At 44.3% G+C, this 19,129-nt stretch carries 15 protein-coding genes and 1 pseudogene; 7 read left to right on the top strand and 9 right to left on the bottom strand.

Translation table 11 applies throughout. From position 1 onward, the window contains the following. Window positions 1–321: 321 nt before the first annotated feature. Together secG and tpiA are read right to left on the bottom strand one after the other, a co-directional pair. Window positions 322–633, bottom strand: a pseudogene (secG, locus tag G3W54_RS13870) (preprotein translocase subunit SecG); the annotation flags it as partial. Between the two features lie 118 nt (window positions 634–751). Beyond that, on the bottom strand, window positions 752–1,519 hold the full coding sequence (tpiA, locus tag G3W54_RS13865; protein WP_162653850.1) for a triose-phosphate isomerase: 768 nt from the start codon (window positions 1,517–1,519) through the stop codon (window positions 752–754). A gap of 225 nt (window positions 1,520–1,744) precedes the next feature. Here tpiA and G3W54_RS13860 point away from each other — a divergent pair, with 225 nt between their 5' ends. The 6 genes from G3W54_RS13860 to lexA all read left to right on the top strand — a co-directional run bounded on the left by G3W54_RS13860 (window position 1,745) and on the right by lexA (window position 8,274). After that, a complete protein-coding gene (locus tag G3W54_RS13860) occupies window positions 1,745–3,634 on the top strand; it encodes a SurA N-terminal domain-containing protein (protein WP_162653848.1) in 1,890 nt (629 codons plus the stop codon). A 17-nt stretch (window positions 3,635–3,651) separates the two neighbouring features. Further along, the gene (trpD, locus tag G3W54_RS13855) at window positions 3,652–4,680 is read left to right on the top strand and encodes an anthranilate phosphoribosyltransferase (protein WP_162653846.1); all 1,029 of its coding nucleotides are present in this window, start codon (window positions 3,652–3,654) and stop codon (window positions 4,678–4,680) included. A 2-nt stretch (window positions 4,681–4,682) separates the two neighbouring features. Further along, window positions 4,683–5,495, top strand: coding sequence for an indole-3-glycerol phosphate synthase TrpC (gene trpC / locus G3W54_RS13850; RefSeq protein WP_162653844.1), 813 nt, complete (start codon window positions 4,683–4,685; stop codon window positions 5,493–5,495). Beyond that, entirely contained in the window at window positions 5,495–6,001 is a 507-nt protein-coding gene (moaC, locus tag G3W54_RS13845; RefSeq protein WP_162654426.1) for a cyclic pyranopterin monophosphate synthase MoaC, read from the top strand. The genes trpC and moaC overlap by 1 nt, the downstream gene beginning before the upstream one ends. After that, window positions 5,998–7,209 carry a gephyrin-like molybdotransferase Glp gene (glp, locus tag G3W54_RS13840; protein WP_162653842.1) on the top strand — a complete coding sequence of 404 codons (1,212 nt, stop codon included), beginning with the start codon at window positions 5,998–6,000 and terminating at the stop codon, window positions 7,207–7,209. Before moaC ends, glp begins: the two co-directional genes overlap by 4 nt. Window positions 7,210–7,557: 348 nt before the next feature. Further along, the gene (gene lexA, locus G3W54_RS13835; RefSeq protein ID WP_162653841.1) at window positions 7,558–8,274 is read left to right on the top strand and encodes a transcriptional repressor LexA; all 717 of its coding nucleotides are present in this window, start codon (window positions 7,558–7,560) and stop codon (window positions 8,272–8,274) included. On the opposite strand, the gene G3W54_RS13830 is transcribed toward lexA, so the two are convergent. After that, entirely contained in the window at window positions 8,255–10,714 is a 2,460-nt protein-coding gene (locus G3W54_RS13830) for a ComEC/Rec2 family competence protein (RefSeq protein WP_162653839.1), read from the bottom strand. The genes lexA and G3W54_RS13830 overlap by 20 nt on opposite strands. A gap of 230 nt (window positions 10,715–10,944) precedes the next feature. Between G3W54_RS13830 and gltA the strand changes: the two genes are divergently transcribed. After that, window positions 10,945–12,234: a citrate synthase gene (gene gltA, locus G3W54_RS13825; protein ID WP_162653838.1), complete on the top strand. Its 1,290-nt coding sequence runs from the start codon at window positions 10,945–10,947 to the stop codon at window positions 12,232–12,234. 30 nt (window positions 12,235–12,264) lie between these two features. Here the strand turns inward: gltA and lpxB are convergent, their stop codons facing one another. The 6 genes from lpxB to bamA are packed head-to-tail and all read right to left on the bottom strand — an operon-like array spanning window position 12,265 to window position 19,058. Continuing rightward, entirely contained in the window at window positions 12,265–13,443 is a 1,179-nt protein-coding gene (lpxB, locus tag G3W54_RS13820; protein WP_162653836.1) for a lipid-A-disaccharide synthase, read from the bottom strand. Next, the gene (gene lpxI / locus G3W54_RS13815) at window positions 13,444–14,316 is read right to left on the bottom strand and encodes a UDP-2,3-diacylglucosamine diphosphatase LpxI (protein WP_162653835.1); all 873 of its coding nucleotides are present in this window, start codon (window positions 14,314–14,316) and stop codon (window positions 13,444–13,446) included. It lies immediately after the preceding gene. Window positions 14,317–14,318: 2 nt separating this feature from the next. After that, complete coding sequence (lpxA, locus tag G3W54_RS13810; protein ID WP_162653833.1) at window positions 14,319–15,131, bottom strand: acyl-ACP--UDP-N-acetylglucosamine O-acyltransferase; 813 nt, start codon at window positions 15,129–15,131, stop codon at window positions 14,319–14,321. Beyond that, complete coding sequence (fabZ, locus tag G3W54_RS13805) at window positions 15,132–15,602, bottom strand: 3-hydroxyacyl-ACP dehydratase FabZ (RefSeq protein ID WP_162653831.1); 471 nt, start codon at window positions 15,600–15,602, stop codon at window positions 15,132–15,134. Next, window positions 15,595–16,659 carry a UDP-3-O-(3-hydroxymyristoyl)glucosamine N-acyltransferase gene (lpxD, locus tag G3W54_RS13800; protein WP_162653829.1) on the bottom strand — a complete coding sequence of 355 codons (1,065 nt, stop codon included), beginning with the start codon at window positions 16,657–16,659 and terminating at the stop codon, window positions 15,595–15,597. The genes fabZ and lpxD overlap by 8 nt, the downstream gene beginning before the upstream one ends. A gap of 56 nt (window positions 16,660–16,715) precedes the next feature. After that, a complete protein-coding gene (gene bamA / locus G3W54_RS13795; RefSeq protein ID WP_162653827.1) occupies window positions 16,716–19,058 on the bottom strand; it encodes an outer membrane protein assembly factor BamA in 2,343 nt (780 codons plus the stop codon). Window positions 19,059–19,129 lie beyond the last annotated feature (71 nt).

Raw genomic sequence — 19,129 nt, 5'->3', positions numbered from 1 at the left:
TTCAGCAACGCTTGAGCGCCGCAACTGGAAAAGAGCTAGCCTAATAAAACAATATCTAGGGTCTTCATTCATTCTTTTCATAGGACTATGGTTGGCTGCAGCACTCTTACAAGAAATAATCATCAACCTAATTGCAACTTATCTGTTCCTGTCAGACGTATTATAACCAATTGAAAGCATGTAATAAAAACTGAGTAACAGCAAAAAAGCCCGAGACAATGCCCGGGCTTTAAAATTTTAAACTGCTCAAATTTACAGCTTGAACTAGTTCCCTGTTGGAACTGAAGTGCCATCATCAGCTGGCGCGGCTGGAATTTCCGTTGTGTCAGATCCACCAAGCTGGTTTAAGATACCCTGCCCATCACTCTCAATTGCTGGAATCTGATTAAGAACACCAGAGGTCGGATCATTATAACGCGCGAGAATTCCGAGAGCCAATGATGTGATAAAAAAGCCTGCAGCTAAAATACCTGTTGCGCGTGTTAACATGCTTGCAGCACCGCGTGCTGTCATCATGCCACCACCGCCACCGCCACCGATGCCAAGCCCGCCGCCTTCTGAACGTTGCAATAAAACAACGCCAACTAGAGCGATAACGATCATCAAGTGTATAACTATGAGTACGGTTTCCATGTATTATTCCTGCCTTGAAGGCTCATTAGTATTAGAACTTTGCGCGTCCATACACGAGCTTTGGCAATTTTCCAAGCCCAATAGTCACGCGATAAGCGTAAAATAGCAGTTATTATAACTATGCAACGCTTGCTGTAGCTTCACAGATGGCAATGAAGTCGTCTGCTTTCAAGCTTGCACCGCCAACTAATGCGCCATCAACATTCAAAATCGACATTAATTCGGCGGCATTATTAGGTTTAACTGATCCGCCATACAAGATTTTCATGTTCTGGCCTGCTTCGCCAAACCTTGCAACAAGTTCTGCGCGCATAAAAGCGTGCGCCTCTGTTACATCTTCAACACTTGGCACAAGACCCGTACCGATCGCCCAAACAGGCTCATAGGCGATGACAGTATTTTCCGCTGTTGCTTTGTCCGTTACAGAGCCAGCAAGTTGCGTTTTTAAAACATCAAGTGTTTTGCCAGACTTGCGCTCTTCTTCGGTCTCTCCAATACAAACAATAGCTTTCAATCCAGATGCAAGAACAGCATGTGCTTTCTCTTTGACCATAGCGTCAGTCTCCCCATGGTCTGTTCTACGCTCTGAATGACCGACGATAACGTGCGAACCTAAGCAATCCGCAATCATTTCAGCAGAAATATCGCCAGTATGAGCACCAGATTTATTCGTATGGCAATCTTGACCGCCAATATTAAGTGCCGAATCTTCTGTCAGAGTTGTTGCGACATATAATAATGTGGCTGGCGGACATAAAAGCGCATCAATCTTGCTTAAGCTATCCCTGTCGGATGCATCTGCGACTTGCTTTACAACACCGAGCGCATCGCGCTTACCGTTCATTTTCCAGTTTCCAGCGACAAGTGGGCGAATATTTGGTGTCATCTTATCCTCAATAGGGCTTAAATTTACATCAATAGGGCTTAAATTTACATCAATAGGGCTTAAATTTACATCGGGTTGCGTTTTGATTGCTCTGTTCTTTACAAATATTTGATTTGCAGTGCAATAAGTCTTCAATTCATAATCTGTATGGGCTAAAGGTTGCCATAATTATTTATATACAGATATCAATTGATAACTGTTTGTTGGGTTGGAGAGATTCACAATATGGACTTTTTAAGAAGAGCTGCAAAGACTTGGGTTGCCAAACTATTGCTTATTTTGCTGGTCGCGTCGTTTGGTGTTTGGGGCATATCAGGCAGTATTTTGCAAAATAATTCAACGACGGTTGTATCTGTTGGCGACGAAAAAGTTGGCCCTGAGGAGTTTTATCTGGCCTACCGCCAGCAAGTTGGTGCTATTTCACAGCAGTTTGGCCGCAACTTAACAACTGAAGAAGCTCGCGCTTTCGGTATTGAAGATCAAGTCTTTGGGTCACTGGCCACCAACGCGGCACTAGACCAGCAAGCATCTGAACTTAATTTGGGCGTGTCGGAAAAACGTCAGGGTGTTATTTTATCTCAGCAACCAATCTTTCAGGATAGCCTTACTGGGCAGTTTGATCAGGGGACATTTCGTCGGGTGTTACAAAATATTGGCATGTCAGAATCCCAATACCTGACAATCAGCGCAAAAGAGGCAACCCGCAGTCAGGTCACAGAGGCTGTGTCGGATGGATTTAAAATTCCACACACACTTCTAAAAGCGCTAGCGGAATACCGCACTGAAAAACGTGATATCGACTATCTTGTTTTAACTCCCGCTATTCTTGATGAAATGGCAGCGGCAACAGATGAACAACTCAAAACTTACTTTGATGCGAACATTGCACGTTACGCAGCGCCCGAATATCGTAAAATTTCATACCTTAAACTAACAAGTGAAGATATTATCTATCTTGATGGTGTAAGCGAAGAAGCTATTGTGCAAGAATATGAAGCACGTCAATCAAGCTACAGCACAGAAGAATCCCGAGCGATTGACCAGCTAACGTTTAAAGACGACGTGACAGCAGATGCCGCTTTGGCAAAATTGAACTCTGGCACATCTTTTGATGACCTCCTCGTTGAGGAAGGTAAAACAGCCAGTGATGTATCGATCGGCACGTTTACAAAAAATAGGATGCCAGATCAAAGCCTTGCAGATGCGGCATTTTCTGTTCCTGCGGAAGGTGGAAACACGGATGTTTTAAAAGGAACCTTTGGTCCAGTTATATTACGTGTTTCGAAGATTGAGCCTGCGGTAACCCGAACATTGGATGATGTGAAAGAAGACATTCGTCGGCAACTGGCACTTATCGCAGCAGCAGATACTTTGTTGGATGTGCATGATGCCTACGAAGATGATCGTGCAAGCGGGCTGACACTTATTGAAGCCGCCGACAAGCAAAACCTAAAAGTTGTGACGATTGACATGATTGATCGAACAGGCGCCGACGATAAAGGCGTTGCTGTGGAAGGCATTCCGCAATCGCGTGAGGTTATCACCCAAGCTTTTGAATCGGACATCAACCTTGAAACACCTCCAATTAATATTGGTTCTGAAGGTTTTGTTTGGTTTGAAGTTCTCGACATTATTGCAGCCCGAGATAGAACACTTGATGAAGTCAAAGATAGAGTATCAGCAGATTGGTTAGCAGCAGAAACGGAAGCGGCCTTGGTTGCTAAAGCTGATGAGCTGAAAAAACAACTCGATGATGGCAAAACGCTAGCTGCGATCGCAGATGAGCATACGATTAATCTTGAGAAAAAGATCGATATCACGCGTGGCGCACCGGATGCTGTGTTTAATCTGGCAACAATTGAAGCAGCTTTTGCTGGTCCTATCGGATTAACAACTGTTGCACCTGACGCCAGCGGTGCCAATCAGGTCTTAATGAAAGTTGTGGCCGTAAATGTCCCAGAAGATGCTTTATCCGATCAGGCGATTACTCAAAATCTAGAAAACTTTAATGCAGTGGCAGGCAACGAAGTTGTTGGACAATTTGTTTCACGCCTCCAATCAGAATATGGCGTAACAGTAAATCGTGAGCTTGCTTCCCACATTTTGGCGCAGTAACTTTTTGGGGAGTTTTTATGTCTGATTTAAAAAGATTTATCGGAATGGTCGCCAACGGCGATAAACTTTCTACGGATGAGTCTCGCCAAGCATTTGATGCCATCATGTCTGGTGAAGCAACACCTTCCCAGATCGGCGGATTTCTTATGGCGTTGCGTGTGCGTGGCGAAACCGTTGAAGAGATATCTGGCGCTGTTGCGATCATGCGTGAGAAAATGCTGCCCGTAAAAGCTCCCGCTGATGCCATAGATATCGTTGGTACTGGCGGAGATGGCTCGGGTACTTATAATATTTCAACATGCACAGCTTTCGTAACAGCAGGCTGCGGTGTAAAAATTGCCAAGCACGGCAATAAGGCCCTTTCATCAAAAGCAGGAACTGCAGATTGTCTATCTGCGCTAGGCCTAAGCCTGGCGTTGGACCCTAAAGGCATTGAAACATGTATTCATGAGGCCGGTATCGGCTTTATGTTTGCGCCAAACCACCATTCTGCCATGCGTTATGTAGGGCCTACACGGGTTGAACTGGGCACACGCACAATGTTTAACCTGCTTGGCCCCCTTTCCAACCCAGCCGGCGTAAAAAGCCAACTTACAGGCGTTTATGCTCCAGAGTGGGTAGAACCTCTCGCACATGTGCTAAAAGACCGTGGTTCAAAATCAGTCTGGGTTGTTCATGGCAATGGTCTTGATGAATTGACAACAACGGGTGAATCCCAAATATCAGCTCTTCTCGAGGGACAGATCAAGAACTTTACTGTCTCGCCAGAGGATGCAGGTTTAAAATGTGTTGATCTATCTGCACTTAAAGGCGGAAGTGGTGAAGAAAATGCCACAGCTCTTAGAGGTGTCTTACAGGGCGATAAAAACGCCTATCGAGAAGTTGTTTTGCTGAATACCGCTGCTAGCTTAATTGTAGCACAGAAAGCCGAAACCTTGATTGAAGGCGTTGAAATAGCAGCCAAAACAATTGATAGCGGTGCAGCACTCAATACACTTGAGCAACTTGTTGCAACCTCCAATCGCTTAGCCCCAACTGAAAGCTAAATATGGCTGACATTTTAAAGAAAATCGAAGAATATAAACGCGTCGAAATAGAAGTTGCCAAGGCTAAAATGTCCCTCAGCGATCTAAAGGCAAAGTTCGCCGATGGTGATGCTCCACGTGGATTTAAAGCAGCGCTAGATACAAAAAAAGCCAATGGAGAATTTGGCCTTATTTCAGAAATCAAAAAGGCTAGTCCTTCTAAAGGATTGATCCGAGAAGATTTCAACCCGCAGGAACTTGCCAAAGCCTACGAACAGGGCGGTGCGTCATGCCTTTCTGTTCTTACTGATACTCCGTCTTTTCAAGGCGCGCCTGAGTTTTTAACTGCAGCAAGAGATGCCTGTGCCCTACCCGCTTTGCGCAAAGATTTCATGTTTGAACCTTATCAGGTCTATGAAGCGCGCGCATGGGGTGCAGATGCCATTCTCATTATAATGGCATGCCTAAGTGACGATGAAGCTAAAGCTTTAGAGGATTGTGCCTTTGAACTTGGTATGGACGCGCTTATTGAAGTGCATGACGAGATCGAGACTGAACGAGCACTCAAACTTGATAGTCGATTGCTGGGTGTTAACAACCGAAATTTACGCACCTTTGAGGTCTCGCTTTCCAATTCAGAACGCTTAGCCGCGATGGTACCCGATGATTACCTGCTTGTTGGAGAAAGCGGTATCTTTACGCATGATGATTGTTTGCGTTTACAAAAGTCAGATATCAGCACATTTTTGGTGGGCGAAAGTCTTATGCGCCAAGAAGACGTTACCAAGGCGACTAAAGAGCTTCTAGGGGCAGCCAGAAGAGTTGGTGATAGATGATGACGAAGGAGGGCAAACTCACACATTTAGCTGAAGATGGGTCTGCCTCTATGGTCGATGTGGGTGATAAGACTGCGACTACACGAGAAGCTATTGCGGTTGGTCAAATTAAAATGGCACCTGAAACACTTACGCTCATTCGCGAGGGTAACCTTAAAAAAGGTGACGTTATCGGCACGGCTCGCCTTGCTGGCATTATGGCGGCAAAACAGACCTCAAACCTGATCCCACTTTGCCACCCGCTACTATTGACCAAAATCGCGGTGAATATTGAAGAAGCACCTGAACTTCCCGGTTTACGCATTACATCTACCGTTCGTCTTTCAGGAAAAACAGGTGTCGAAATGGAAGCGCTGACGGCGTGTTCTGTTACATGCCTAACCATCTACGATATGGCTAAGGCGGCGGATAAAGGCATGGAAATCGGTGGCATTCGTCTTGTTAAGAAAACTGGGGGTAAATCTGGCGAGTGGCATGCAGATTTATCGGATAGCACTACATCATGAGCCTACTTCCCGTTGACGAAGCATTGTCAAGACTTCTTAAGGGTGCTGAACCTAAGGGTGAAGAAAAGGTTTCAATCAGCGATGCTCATGGTCGCATTTTAAGCCAGAACATTTCATCCAACCGCGCGCAGCCACCATTTAACGCATCAGCAATGGATGGTTATGCGGTTCGCTATGATGATGCCTGCAAAGCTGGCATGACATTGCGTGTTGTTGGTGAATCCGCTGCAGGGCGAAGTTTCACAGGTGTTGTAAATAAAGGTGAGGCTGTCCGTATCTTCACAGGTGCGCCAGTACCCGCTCAGGCTAATACGATACTCATTCAGGAAAACACCAAGATCATTGCAGAAAACGTCATCAAAGTTACTGAGCCGGCACAAAAAGATCGGCACATCAGGCTCAAAGGTGTTGATTTTGATGAAAATCAGATGCTGCTGGAAAAATCTCGACGCCTGGACTATTCCGCCCTCACCCTAGCTGCATGTATGAACCAGTCACATATGGCGGTTTTTGAAAAACCAGATGTCTACGTTCTAGCAACGGGTGACGAACTCGTAGAACCGGGCGGAACACCAGATGAAAACCAGATCATTTCATCTAACAGCTATGGCGTTGTGGCCTTATGTTCGAGCGCAGGAGCAAGTGCTGTCGATCTCGGAATAGCTGCCGATAATTTGGACGATATCAAAACACGCGTGCAAAAAGCAATTGATAGCAAAGCCGATATTCTTGTGACCATTGGTGGCGCATCAGTTGGTGATTATGATTTGGTACAAAAAGCTCTTATCGACATGGGTATGGAGCTTAATTTTTGGAAAATCGCCATGCGTCCTGGTAAGCCACTTATGTTTGGCCAACTTGGTAACATGCGTTTCATGGGATTACCCGGTAACCCAGCATCATGTTTGGTGACGGCCAATTTATTTCTAGCACCACTTGTTCGAAAGCTTAGTGGAAACCGGGCAACACAAGTCATCCAAAAAGCGAGAACTACAGTTGATCTTACGGAGAACGCTTCCCGACAAGATTATATGCGAGCCCGCATCGAATATGATAAAAATGGAAACCTAACTGCTACCCCATTTTCTCGACAGGATTCATCTCTGGTACGTGTCTTTGCCGATGCAAATGGTCTTTTGATTCGCCCCCCAAATGCAAAACCGGCGAAAAAGGGTGATACTTGCGACGTAATCTTGTTAGATAGTTGAACTATTTAGAATTAATTTTGCAAAGCAAAACCAAACATTTCTTGCTCAGTAAGAGTAAAACAGTGCGATAACAGGCTTACGCAACTCGCTTTAACTAATCATCTATAAATTCATTATATTTTTCAATCATCTACATGTACCGATTGAACCAAGGATCTGCCAAATTCATCATCTAACATGATCCAATTGTTCAATAACATTTATGTATTCCGTCTATGTTCCTCTTTGTTCAAGTGAAACACGTAATTTCATAGCAATGTTCTTTAAATGTTTTTTAACACTTGCGGAACACATATAGAACATATAAGAATTGTTCTTGATTTGTTTCATTTTGCAAAGGTACATCATATGTTGACCCGTAAGCAGCAAGAGTTATTGTTTTTCATTCATGAGCGGATGAAAGAATCCGGTATACCTCCATCATTTGATGAAATGAAAGATGCGCTTGATTTAGCATCTAAGTCTGGAATCCATCGCTTAATTACAGCGCTCGAAGAGCGTGGTTTTATTCGAAGACTCCCTAATCGAGCACGTGCACTTGAAGTTATAAAACTACCAGAGAGCTACCAAAACACATCACCTCCGCCGCGCGGCTTTACGCCAAGCGTTATTGAGGGCAGCAAAGATAGAACACCGACACAGAGTTTGAAGCCAAAAGCATCCAATGATGATAATGCCGGCGCCTTAAACGTTCCGGTCATGGGGCGGATTGCTGCGGGTGTTCCCATATCGGCAATACAACACAATACGCATAATGTGGCTGTTCCGGTTGATATGCTTGGATCTGGAGATCACTATGCTCTTGAAGTCAAAGGTGATTCAATGATTGAGGCTGGAATTTTTGATGGCGATACGGTCGTAATTAAAGATACCAACCATGCCACACCCGGCGACATCGTCGTTGCACTTGTTGATGAAGAAGAAGCTACACTAAAACGGTTTCGTCGTAAGGGTGATTCAATTGCTCTGGAAGCTGCTAACCCAGCCTATGAAACACGAATTTTTGGACCTGACCGTGTTAAAGTTCAAGGCAAATTGGTAGGTCTTATTCGCCGCTATCATTAGTTTTGGTATTCAGTTCTGGTGCGTTGGCCTTGAAATTAGTGAGGCCATGGTATTTGACGATTTCACCATTTGGCATTTTGTAGCTGCGGCTTCGCCAGTCGTAATAGCGGTGAGATGTCCAAGGCCGAACGCTATTGTTAATGGCGCTTACAATATTCCAATCGAGGGTAGATTGAGATGTCTTGTCCAGATTGCGATATAGGGCAAGAGAACCTGTTCTTCGCAGTGAATTTTGATCAAGCACCATTACATTTTTATCGCAAGTGCTGTTTTCGTCTTTTAGCCTTGTAGACAAGATTACAATATTTGCGCGATCGCAGGCGATTCTTAAATATCTTTGATCTGTAATTGTTGCGATTTTGATCTCGCCGTTTTCAAAGTAGCAGAATTGACTCGATACACATTTAAACTCCGCAAACGCGGTCTGGTTTGAGAAACCATCAAACTTGGGCCAAAATTCAACCGTCTCCTCCGAAAGCAACTCCTTGGCTTTCTGCTTATTAGAAAGCTGTATTGGCTTACCTATCTGAAACTTATAGGCATCTAACCATTGATCAAGAATAAACTTTGATGGTCGTGATCGATTAATACTTAACTGGTTTGTATTTGACTTGCGAATTCCTACAAGCTTGCCATCTTCGCTAATCAACATGTCAGGAATTTTGGGGTTTACCATTAACAATCCCAATGCTGAGAACCCAATCAAAGCCAATCCTGTAAAACGCAACTTACTTCTGAAACAGATAAACACAACAAAACCAACGGACGCAAGGAAGCTTGCGATTGGAGACGGTTTCCCGATTGCAATATTGCTGCCTAAACTGGCCACCCACTCTGCAATCATAATAACTATTTCAATTGACCATCCCATTGCCATCAGCGGCCAAGTTTCAAGGCCAAATGGCATGAGTAACACAGAGAGAAGTGCCAGTGGCATGACCAACAACGTGACAATTGGCATGGCAAGAACATTCCCTAGTACGCCATACCCTGCGAACTGATAGAAATGCTGAACCGCGAAGATACCAGTTGCAAGTCCAGCTATGATCGCAGTTGCGGCAAGACCTATAAAAAACCGAACGAGAAATATGAAGCCATCATAGATACCTCCCCTCGAACGCTCGTAGGCGGCAGAAAAATTTGCCCAACCTGTATAAACGGCCACGAGCGCCGCTGCAGCGGAAAATGACATCTGAAAACCAGGTGTCATCACTGCTGATGGTGAGATGACGGTTATAACGATTGCCGCAATTGCTACATTGCGTAATGTAATGGCGGGTCGATCCATTAATACTGCTAACAATACGATGACCAGCATGATCCAAGCCCGTTGCGCTGAGATCGGAGCCCCAGAAATAGTCAGGTAAGAACTTGCAGCGATGATCGCGCCAAATGCAGCTATTTTTTTCACCGGAAATGACTGCACGAGTGTCGGAAATAAGCTGAGTATTAATCTCAGTGCAAAAAAGAAAGTGCCGGATGCCAGTACCATATGAAGGCCAGATATTGCCAAGACATGGGCAAGTCCTGACGCTCTTAAAGACTCAACAGCACTTTTACTTATTGCTCTTCGATCAGATACGATGAGCGCCGAAGCTATTCCAGCGGCATCCCCATTCAGCTGTTGCCTAATTCGATATGCTATTTCGCTTCGTACCCAATTTACCGAGACCAGAAATTTGGTTCTCAAATCCAATTTAGGAGGTGCAGATAATACTTCTCGTTCTGGTTTACCGTAAAAAAATCCATAGGCCCCAATATTTTTTTGCAGAGCTGCTGACGAAAAATCATAGCCTCCTGGAAAAACCGGCCCTGACGGCGGCGAAAGTCGCGCGCGTCCTTTTATTGGTTCCCCAACCTCAAAAACCTTATGAGAACTACGTGCAACAAGTTGAATGACAGTCGGGGACCTAAATATTCTTGGATTACTAGTATCAACCACTTCAATTTTATATCGAGGCATATCATTAACCCCGATTTCTTTAGCGATAACAAGACCTTCGACGTTGGTTGTTACGGACTGATCCAATATAATAAACTCACCCCGGTGTTCAAAATTGACGGCAATCGCACCAACAATAAATGCCATCCCCAAGCTGACTATATATTTTGAGCGGACAGACAAACCATTTATGCAGACACGAATTGTCAAAAGAATTGAAAAGGGCAAAATAAGAGCGGCAATTGGGATGTCATTTTGACGCGTGAAATTAAAATATGCGCCAGCAATGAGCCCAATTGGAAACCAGAGAAATGTATGGCCAAAATGTACTTCTTCATCCAGCCATCTTTGTATTGCGGGTTGTTTTAGCGGCGCCGGAGCAGGTGTCACCAAGCCTCGTATAAACCGATTTAAATCCATATATATCGGGTTTTTAGGAACTTTACGGTCCGCACTCTCCCTCTTATCTATTTGATAATTTTCATCTTCGGTCGACAATGCACCCACTCAACGATTTTCACCGCTCCCTTATGGATACAATGATACCCACGCCCAACTATTGTCAACATTACCTTTGGTTTGCATAAGCGCTCTATACATTGCACTGCACAATATTTATGATAAAAACTTGGCATTGAGATGCAAATCGTATAGCTAATGCACATGATAATTAGAACAGAAAGTCTCGCCATGACTATGGCGATAAGATACGGCAAAAGGGAAAAATTATGACAGATAAAAAAGCGACCTTGAACTTCGAAGGCAAGGAATATGACTTCCCTGTTCGCTCTGGTACTCTGGGCCCTGATGTTATAGATATTAGCGCACTTTACAAGAACACAGATGCTTTTACATTTGATCCGGGTTTTACATCTACCGCATCATGTGATTCAGACATTACATTCATCGATGGTGATAAAGGTGTACTGCTGCACCGCGGTTACCCGATCGAACAGCTGGCAAGTGAAGGTGACTTTCTGGAAGTCTGTTATCTTCTTCTGCATGGCGAATTGCCATCTGCAGAACAAAAACTTGATTTTGACAACCGTGTGACCAAGCATACTATGGTTCATGAGCAAATGTCTCGTTTTTTCACGGGTTTCCGTAGAGATGCTCACCCGATGGCCGTGCTTTGCGGTTGTGTGGGTGCAATGTCTTCATTTTATCATGATTCAACGGATATCACTGATCCACATCAGCGCATGGTCGCGTCTATGCGTATGATTGCTAAGTTGCCAACTTTGGCAGCGATGGCATATAAATACCATGTGGGACAGCCATTCGTTTACCCGAAAAATGATCTTGATTATGCGGCCAATTTCTTGCGCATGTGTTTTGCTGTCCCTTGTGAGGACTACAAGGTGAACCCCGTTCTCGCACGCGCAATGGATCGGATTTTCATCCTTCATGCCGATCATGAGCAAAATGCGTCCACATCAACCGTTCGTCTAGCTGGCTCATCAGGCGCAAATCCTTTCGCATGTATTGCGGCTGGTATCGCCTGTCTTTGGGGGCCTGCCCATGGTGGTGCGAATGAAGCAGCGCTTAATATGCTTGCCGAAATTGGTTCTGTTGATCGCATCCCTGAATATGTTGCTCGTGCTAAAGATCGCGATGATCCGTTCCGCCTTATGGGTTTTGGTCACCGCGTTTACAAGAACTACGATCCACGTGCGAAAATTATGCAAACAACAACGCATGAAGTGCTTAACGAGTTAGGCATTAAGGATGATCCACTTCTAGAAGTCGCTATGGAGCTTGAAAAGATCGCCCTGACTGACCCTTACTTCATTGAGAAGAAGCTCTATCCGAATATCGATTTCTATTCCGGCATCACCCTGAAAGCGCTTGGCTTCCCGAAAGAGATGTTCACAGTGCTCTTCGCGCTTGCAAGAACTGTCGGTTGGATCGCGCAATGGAAAGAAATGATCGAAGACCCAAATCAGCGTATTGGTCGCCCGCGCCAGCTTTATACAGGCCCTGCGGTTCGTGACTACACACCTATAAAAGATCGATAGGTTTAACCTAAAATTTAAGTTTAAGGGACGCTATTTAGCGTCCTTTTTTATATGCGAAATGACGATCTCCGCACCCATTACGCTTGGCGCTCTATCTACCTTCATTTTCTGATGGACAAGACCAAATGCTTCCAGCATTGCCTCACGCTCTAATGTCGGAGATGCCAATCGGTTCAATTTACGAGCCAACGCGCTTGGTCGCAGCATATGGTCAATATATTCGGGTATCACCGGATAACCAGCAATGAGATTAGGTAAGGCGGCTGACCAGGTTTTGATTTTATATGACAGCATTCTCAGCAAGATATCTGTTTTATAGATCGAAATACAAGGTACACCCGCCAGCGCAAGTTCCAACAATATGGTTCCAGATGCTGCAAGTGCTGCATCAGCCTCAGCGAACGCCTTCCATTTATTGGCCTCTCCTGTAACGATATCGACATCAACCGACCAGGCTTTAGTTTCATCCTCTATCTTTGCACGAAATCGCTCTAACGTGGGAATAACAAATTTCGCTGTAGGGTATTGTATCGCCAACTCCTCTGCCGCATCACCCATGACATCGATAAGACGCATGATTTCACTATTGCGAGAACCAGGAAGTAGAAGAAAGGTTTTTGCTTGATCGGTAAGCTTACGTTTTTTCTGAGCAGAGCGAGCTTTGTTCAGTTGTTTATTTTCAACCAATCGATGACCTATGTAGGTAAGTGGGGGACCATTTAACTTTGCAACCACCTCAGGCTCAAATGGGAACACAGACAGCACGTGATTGACATAGGCACGCATTTTTTCCGCCCGTTCCGGTTTCCATGCCCATACTGTTGGGCATACGTAATTTATGATGGGAAGGTCGGGAAGTTCTTCATGCACTTTCTTTGCAACACGGTGTGTAAAATCTGGACTGTCTACAATTATTAAGACATCCGGTTGCTGCGAAATAATCGCCTTAGCGGTCTGATTTATGCGCATTAGAAGTTTTGGCAACTGCTTCAAAACAGCACCTATTCCTATCAATGAAAGCTCAGAATAATCAAAAAACGAGGTAAGCCCCTCCTCTTCTAATCCCTCGCCGCCGACGCCAATCAATTCGAGTGCTGTATCTGTCTTCTTAAGTTGAAATTTTATTTCATGCACAAGATCCGCGGCCAAGTGATCACCTGATACTTCGCCCGCAATTACGGCTAACTTTATCCCACCCAGATTGCTCATCTATGCAACATCGCGTTCAGCGCCCAAAATAAAAAGTCCCTCTTTATCAGCGGTTTTGATTGTTTTGTCTCTGTGTAAGATAAAAGATTTACCTGCTTCAAGAACAATCCCAGCTAGTCCGGCACGCTTCGCATGCTCTATGGTTTCAGGGCCAATAGTGGGTAAATCTGCCCGCATATCTTGCTTTGGCTTGCAAAATTTGACCAACACTCCCTTTTTACCGTTTGGAAGGCGTCCGGCCTTCCGTAAACCTTCAACACGAGAGAGCATTGCATCGGTACCCTCAAGCCCCTCCAACGCTACCACACGGCCACTGACAGCCACAGCAGCCTGCCCTATATCTAGCTCACCTAGCTTAAGTGCAGCTTCAATAGCTACCTTCATATCATTCTTAGCTGTCTTATCTGCACTATGCGCACCAATAGTACCAATGTCTGCCAGCAAATCAGGAACGATCTCATGAGCGCCTACAACCTTGCAACCTTGCGCTTCGATCAGCTCAATAAAGCCACGCAGAAGCGCATCATCTCCGCCTGAGATAATTTTCCGAATTATTGATGGTAATGCTAGGATAGTGTTTAGCGATGGGCGAACCTGTGAAATTTGCGGGCGTTTCTTAACACCTCCAGCCATAACAATTCGCTTGATACAGCGCTGTGTAATCTGCTGTTTTAAGTATGAAAAATCACCAACTTGAAAAGCTGTCGTTTCAAATCCGTCCCAGTTTTGGTCAGCTTCACCAACAAGTTTAAACACAAATGGATTCTCACCAATATCTTTTGCGGCCAGCGCAACATCAAGCGGAAGTTGTCCGTAGCCAGCAATAATTGCTAATCGGCCGTCGCTTTGAGAATTTGGCGACGTAGATGCCATTGTCAGCCTCTTTTCCGATCTTGAGGAGGGAATAGAAAACCCCGCTTACTATCAATCGAGACAAAATCAAAAATATCTTTTTCCAGACTATTCATCTTGGATGCTTTTGCCTGCTCTAGCCGATCTTTGAAGTGCCCCACCCCTTCAAACATATGTTTATAGAAACGCCTTATCGAAAGAATGTCGGACCGGCTAAAACCTGAACGGCTAAGTCCAATAACATTCAGACCCATAAGTGAACCAGGAGCGCCAGTCACCATTCCAAATGGTATAACGTCATGATTTGCCAGTGACAAACCACCCATAAAAGCATGGTGTCCAATACGAACAAACTGGTGCGCAGCGGCCCCGCCGCCCATAATGACATTGTTCCCAACCTCAACATGTCCGCCAAGCATCACATTATTTGAAAGGATAACATTGTTCCCAACACGACAGTCATGCGCGATATGGGAATATGCGAGGAAAAGACAGTCGTTGCCAATTATAGTTCTATTACCAGCGTCAGGCATACCTGTGTTCATCGTCACGCCTTCGCGAATAGTACAACGCTCACCAATGATCAGCTTAGTATCTTCACCATTATAATGGATGTTTTGCGGGTCACCACCCAAAGCAGCCTGCGGAAAAATGAGTGTGTCTGCACCAATCTTAGTATTCCCCATAACTGATATATGGCTTTTAAGCTCTACATTTTTACCAATTTGAGCTTTTGACCCAATCATACAAAAAGGACCGACCTTAACGCCATCCGCCAAAATAGCACCATCTTCCACAATCGAAGATGGGTGAACTTGCGCTGAAGCTGAAATCATCTACTTGCCTTCTTCATTGGCAACAAGCATGGCACCAATATCAGCTTCCGCAACTTTTTTGCCATCTACAATACCTTCACAATGGAACTTCCAAATTGTTCCACGTTGTTTGATTTTTTTGACGTGTATTTCCAATCGATCACCTGGAACAACTGGCTTTCTAAAGCGGCAATTATCAATAGTCATAAAGTAAACGACATCTGCCTCTACGCCAGAATTCATGACGCAAATCGCGCCAGATGTTTGCGCCATAGCTTCAACAATCAGCACTCCTGGCATAACAGGTTGCGCAGGAAAATGGCCCGTAAAGTGCGGTTCGTTCATTGTCACGTTTTTAATGCCAACCGCCGAACTGTCTCCATCAATATCAATAATTTTATCAACAAGAAGAAATGGATATCTGTGTGGAAGCAGTTCCATAATTTTCATTATGTCAGCTGTTTCTAAAGCGTTTTGATCAGAATCACTCATTTGAATCTCCATCTTTATTGTATTTTCCTCGCCCAAAGGCTCTTGCATTGATTTCAGCTACATCACGCAAAAAGGCCTTCATCGGCCTTGCAGGAATTCCGCCCCAAATTGCGCCAGCGGGAACATCGGCTGGAACAGCACTTTTCGCAGCAATTTGTGCACGATCACCAATGGTAATATGACCATTTACACCAACATTACCGCCTAGGGCGACAAAGTCACCGAGTGTCGCGCTACCTGCAATTCCAACCTGTGAAACAATCATGCAATTGCGCCCGATTGTTACATTGTGACCAATCTGCACTAGGTTATCAATTTTAGTCCCCTCGCCGATGACCGTATCATCTAAGGCACCACGATCAATTGTCGTATTCGCTCCAATCTCGACATCATCTTGAATGATAACTCTACCAATCTGGGGGATTTTTAGATGCGCTGTTTTTGTTGTTATATATCCAAAGCCATCCTGACCAATACAAGCTCCTGCGTGAAGAGTAACTCGGTTGCCAATTAAACTGTTTTGCAGTGTTACATTTGGGCCAATGGAACATAATCGACCTATCTTGCAGCCTTGTTCAATAACTGTATTCGCGCCGATGACACTGCCTTCGCCGATAGATACATCGGCACCTATGATAGCGCCCGCACCTATATGTGCACCTGTTTCCAATCTTGCTGTTTCATGTATGATAGCGTTCGCAGAGATTTTGTTCTCAACATTTTGGATAATTGCAGTAGAGGCGTCTGGATAAAAAAGAGCGATTGTCTGGGTAAAGGCCAGTTGCGGATTTACAACAATAAGAGCAATAATATGTTCAGGAATCTTTGACGCCAAAGCTTTTGTACAAAACACAAATCCAGCGCTTGTTTTATCTAATAAATTCAGAGATTTACGCGATCTAATAAATGTAATTTCAGAACGATTAGCACGCTCTATTGGCGCAACATCTGAAACATACAAATCAGGTGAAATATCTTGCTCAACCTGCGCATTGGTAATTTCAATTATTTTTGCTACGGGCAAGTTATCCGAACAAGCGAAAAAAGAATTACCCATTGCAACCGACCAGACATACAAATGGAATCCCGCCTAAGAAGACGGGATTACTTAACTTAAAAACGTGTTGAAGCACCAAAGCCAAACCGGCGAGTTTTGTCAAAGCTTTGTTTAACAACAGGCTCCGCATAATAGAAATTAAGAGGCCCAAATGGAGATGCCCAAGTAATTCCAACACCGACGGACGAACGCCACTTCATGCTTGAACCAGTGATTGTTTGTCCACCAAGATCAGAAGCTGAAATATCATTACCATACAATGTTGCGGCATCTGCAAACAGGTTAAGCCTTAACCCAAAGTCACGCGATACCGCTGGAAATGGTGCACTCACTTGAACACTTGCATTGAAGTATGTCGTGCCACCTGCCGCTTCAATGTTCGATGCACCCGAAAATACTCGTGGGCCTATACCTTTTGTATCAAAACCACGAACGGTTTCACCACCAAGATATAAATGCTCAAACACGTTCAAATTATTGCCATTGAGCGCTTGCACATACCCTGCACCCACTTTCACAGAACCAATAAGATCAACAGCCTCGGAAATAACATCAAAATATGACGCTTTTGCTGTCGTCTTGATGTATTGAGCGTCACCACCTAAGCCAGCAATTTCCTGATTTAAACGAACACCGTAACCTTCACGTGTAAATTGCTCATCATCAAAATTCTTATATGTAAGTGCATAGGAAATAGAAGACGTTGTACGGTTTCCTGCAGTAACAACAGCTTTTTCCGGATTTGATGCAATTGTAGACACTGACGGGTATTTAACCAGACTATAATTATATGCGGCAGACAATGACAAATAATCCGTCAATGGCGCTGCGATTCTTAAGCTTCCACCTTGCGTATTGGCTGTGTAACCGCTGTTTGAGGTATCTTCTTCACTGAATAAATCAAATCCTGCAGCCAATCTATAACCCAGGAAATAGGGCTCTGTGAATGAAAGATTGTACTTTTGCGTATTTTCGCCACGACCCGCTGAAAGCTTAATGAATTGACCGCGACCCAAGAAGTTTTTCTCAGTAATGGAAATGTCAGCAGACGCCCCTGTAGTATTTGAATAACCACCACCGATTCCGAACTCGCCGGTTGCCTTGTCTTGAACATTTACAACCAAGATCACACGATCAGCTTCAGAACCAGGGCGCGTTGATATGTCGACGGATGAGAAATAACCCAATTGATTTAGGCGCTTAGTAGCCTTACGCAACAGAACCTGATTGTAAGGATCACCTTCACTAATATCGAATTCACGACGGATTACGTAATCTCTTGTACGCGTATTACCAATGATTTCAATACGTTCAACATAGGCGCGTGTACCTTCATCAACAAGGTAATCTACCGATATTGTTCGGCCAGAAAAATCGCGATCTCCTCGTGGCGTAATCTGCGCAAATGGATAGCCTTGCGCGGCTACTTCATCTGCAATTGCTGTAATCGTATCTTCTACCGATCTTGCGCTGTAAGTTTTACCTGATTTACTTTTAATAACGCGAGCTAATGAATCTGTGTCTATGCCCGGTATCGTACTATCAACATTAATAGCACCAAATTTATAGCGTTCACCTTCATCAACAGTGAAGGTAACTTCATATTCATTTGTAGCTTCATTAAGATCTGCATAGGACGATGTTACACGGAAGTCAGCAAAACCCTGATTATAATAAAACCGTCTTAGAAGCTCCTCATCAGCCAATAATTTATCTTGATCGTAAATATCTTTACGGCTGAGAAAGCTCAAAAAGTTAGATTTCTTCGTCGAAATAACATCAGCAAGACGATTATTAGCGATAGAATTGTTACCAACAAAATTTATTCTTGAAATTTTTGTTCTGTCGCCTTCATTAACTTGAAACGCAATATTAATTCGACCATTGCCCAAAGGCACAACTTGTGTCGTTACGCTTGCATCATCTCGACCGATACCAGCGTATGCGCTTTTTATAGCCTCAATATCTGCAGCAACGATTAGATCATTATACGGTCCCAATGACGCGGTTTGCACGACATTTTGCAATTGGCGGTCTTTAAGTTTTTTATTACCGTTAAAAACAACCTGATTGACAACCTGATTTTCAGAGACATCAACAATTAGGCTGCCACCAGCAACCCGAATACTAACATCGGAGAAGAACCCCGTTGCAAAAAGACGCTTAACTGACTCATCAATATCATCATTATTAAAACGACCACCTGGTGTGATAGTCAGATTATTACGCACTGTTGATGCATCAACGCGCGAATTCCCCTGAACAACAATGCGGCTAACCACAGCAGCCTCGGCAATACCAGTCATGACAACCATAGCTGAGCCAACTCCTGTAATCGCGATACCTGCCGATAATGAGACGGCTGAAACAGCACTTAACAGACGAGAACGAAACTTCATTGCACTACGTACCTTCTTTTAACAACGCAACGGCGCGCCTGAACCTAGCCCAGACTCGCACTATGGTTTAC

Origin of the sequence: Lentilitoribacter sp. Alg239-R112, from assembly GCF_900537175.1 — a bacterium.
In the GTDB taxonomy this organism is placed as follows: Bacteria; Pseudomonadota; Alphaproteobacteria; order Rhizobiales; family Rhizobiaceae; genus Lentilitoribacter.
Note: the sequence above shows the minus strand (reverse complement) of the source record. Positions and strands in the feature narration are given on the sequence as shown.

What these genes read in the sequence shown, in the direction of transcription:
- lexA (WP_162653841.1), top strand. Translation starts at nt 7,558, where the DNA reads ATGTTGACCCGTAAGCAGCAAGAGTTATTGTTTTTCATTCATGAGCGG.
- tpiA (WP_162653850.1), bottom strand. Translation starts at nt 1,519, where the DNA reads ATGACACCAAATATTCGCCCACTTGTCGCTGGAAACTGGAAAATGAAC.
- trpD (WP_162653846.1), top strand. Translation starts at nt 3,652, where the DNA reads ATGTCTGATTTAAAAAGATTTATCGGAATGGTCGCCAACGGCGATAAA.
- fabZ (WP_162653831.1), bottom strand. Translation starts at nt 15,602, where the DNA reads ATGAGTGATTCTGATCAAAACGCTTTAGAAACAGCTGACATAATGAAA.
- lpxD (WP_162653829.1), bottom strand. Translation starts at nt 16,659, where the DNA reads ATGGGTAATTCTTTTTTCGCTTGTTCGGATAACTTGCCCGTAGCAAAA.
- gltA (WP_162653838.1), top strand. Translation starts at nt 10,945, where the DNA reads ATGACAGATAAAAAAGCGACCTTGAACTTCGAAGGCAAGGAATATGAC.
- G3W54_RS13860 (WP_162653848.1), top strand. Translation starts at nt 1,745, where the DNA reads ATGGACTTTTTAAGAAGAGCTGCAAAGACTTGGGTTGCCAAACTATTG.
- lpxA (WP_162653833.1), bottom strand. Translation starts at nt 15,131, where the DNA reads ATGATTTCAGCTTCAGCGCAAGTTCACCCATCTTCGATTGTGGAAGAT.
- trpC (WP_162653844.1), top strand. Translation starts at nt 4,683, where the DNA reads ATGGCTGACATTTTAAAGAAAATCGAAGAATATAAACGCGTCGAAATA.
- lpxI (WP_162653835.1), bottom strand. Translation starts at nt 14,316, where the DNA reads ATGGCATCTACGTCGCCAAATTCTCAAAGCGACGGCCGATTAGCAATT.
- bamA (WP_162653827.1), bottom strand. Translation starts at nt 19,058, where the DNA reads ATGAAGTTTCGTTCTCGTCTGTTAAGTGCTGTTTCAGCCGTCTCATTA.
- glp (WP_162653842.1), top strand. Translation starts at nt 5,998, where the DNA reads ATGAGCCTACTTCCCGTTGACGAAGCATTGTCAAGACTTCTTAAGGGT.
- lpxB (WP_162653836.1), bottom strand. Translation starts at nt 13,443, where the DNA reads ATGAGCAATCTGGGTGGGATAAAGTTAGCCGTAATTGCGGGCGAAGTA.
- moaC (WP_162654426.1), top strand. Translation starts at nt 5,495, where the DNA reads ATGACGAAGGAGGGCAAACTCACACATTTAGCTGAAGATGGGTCTGCC.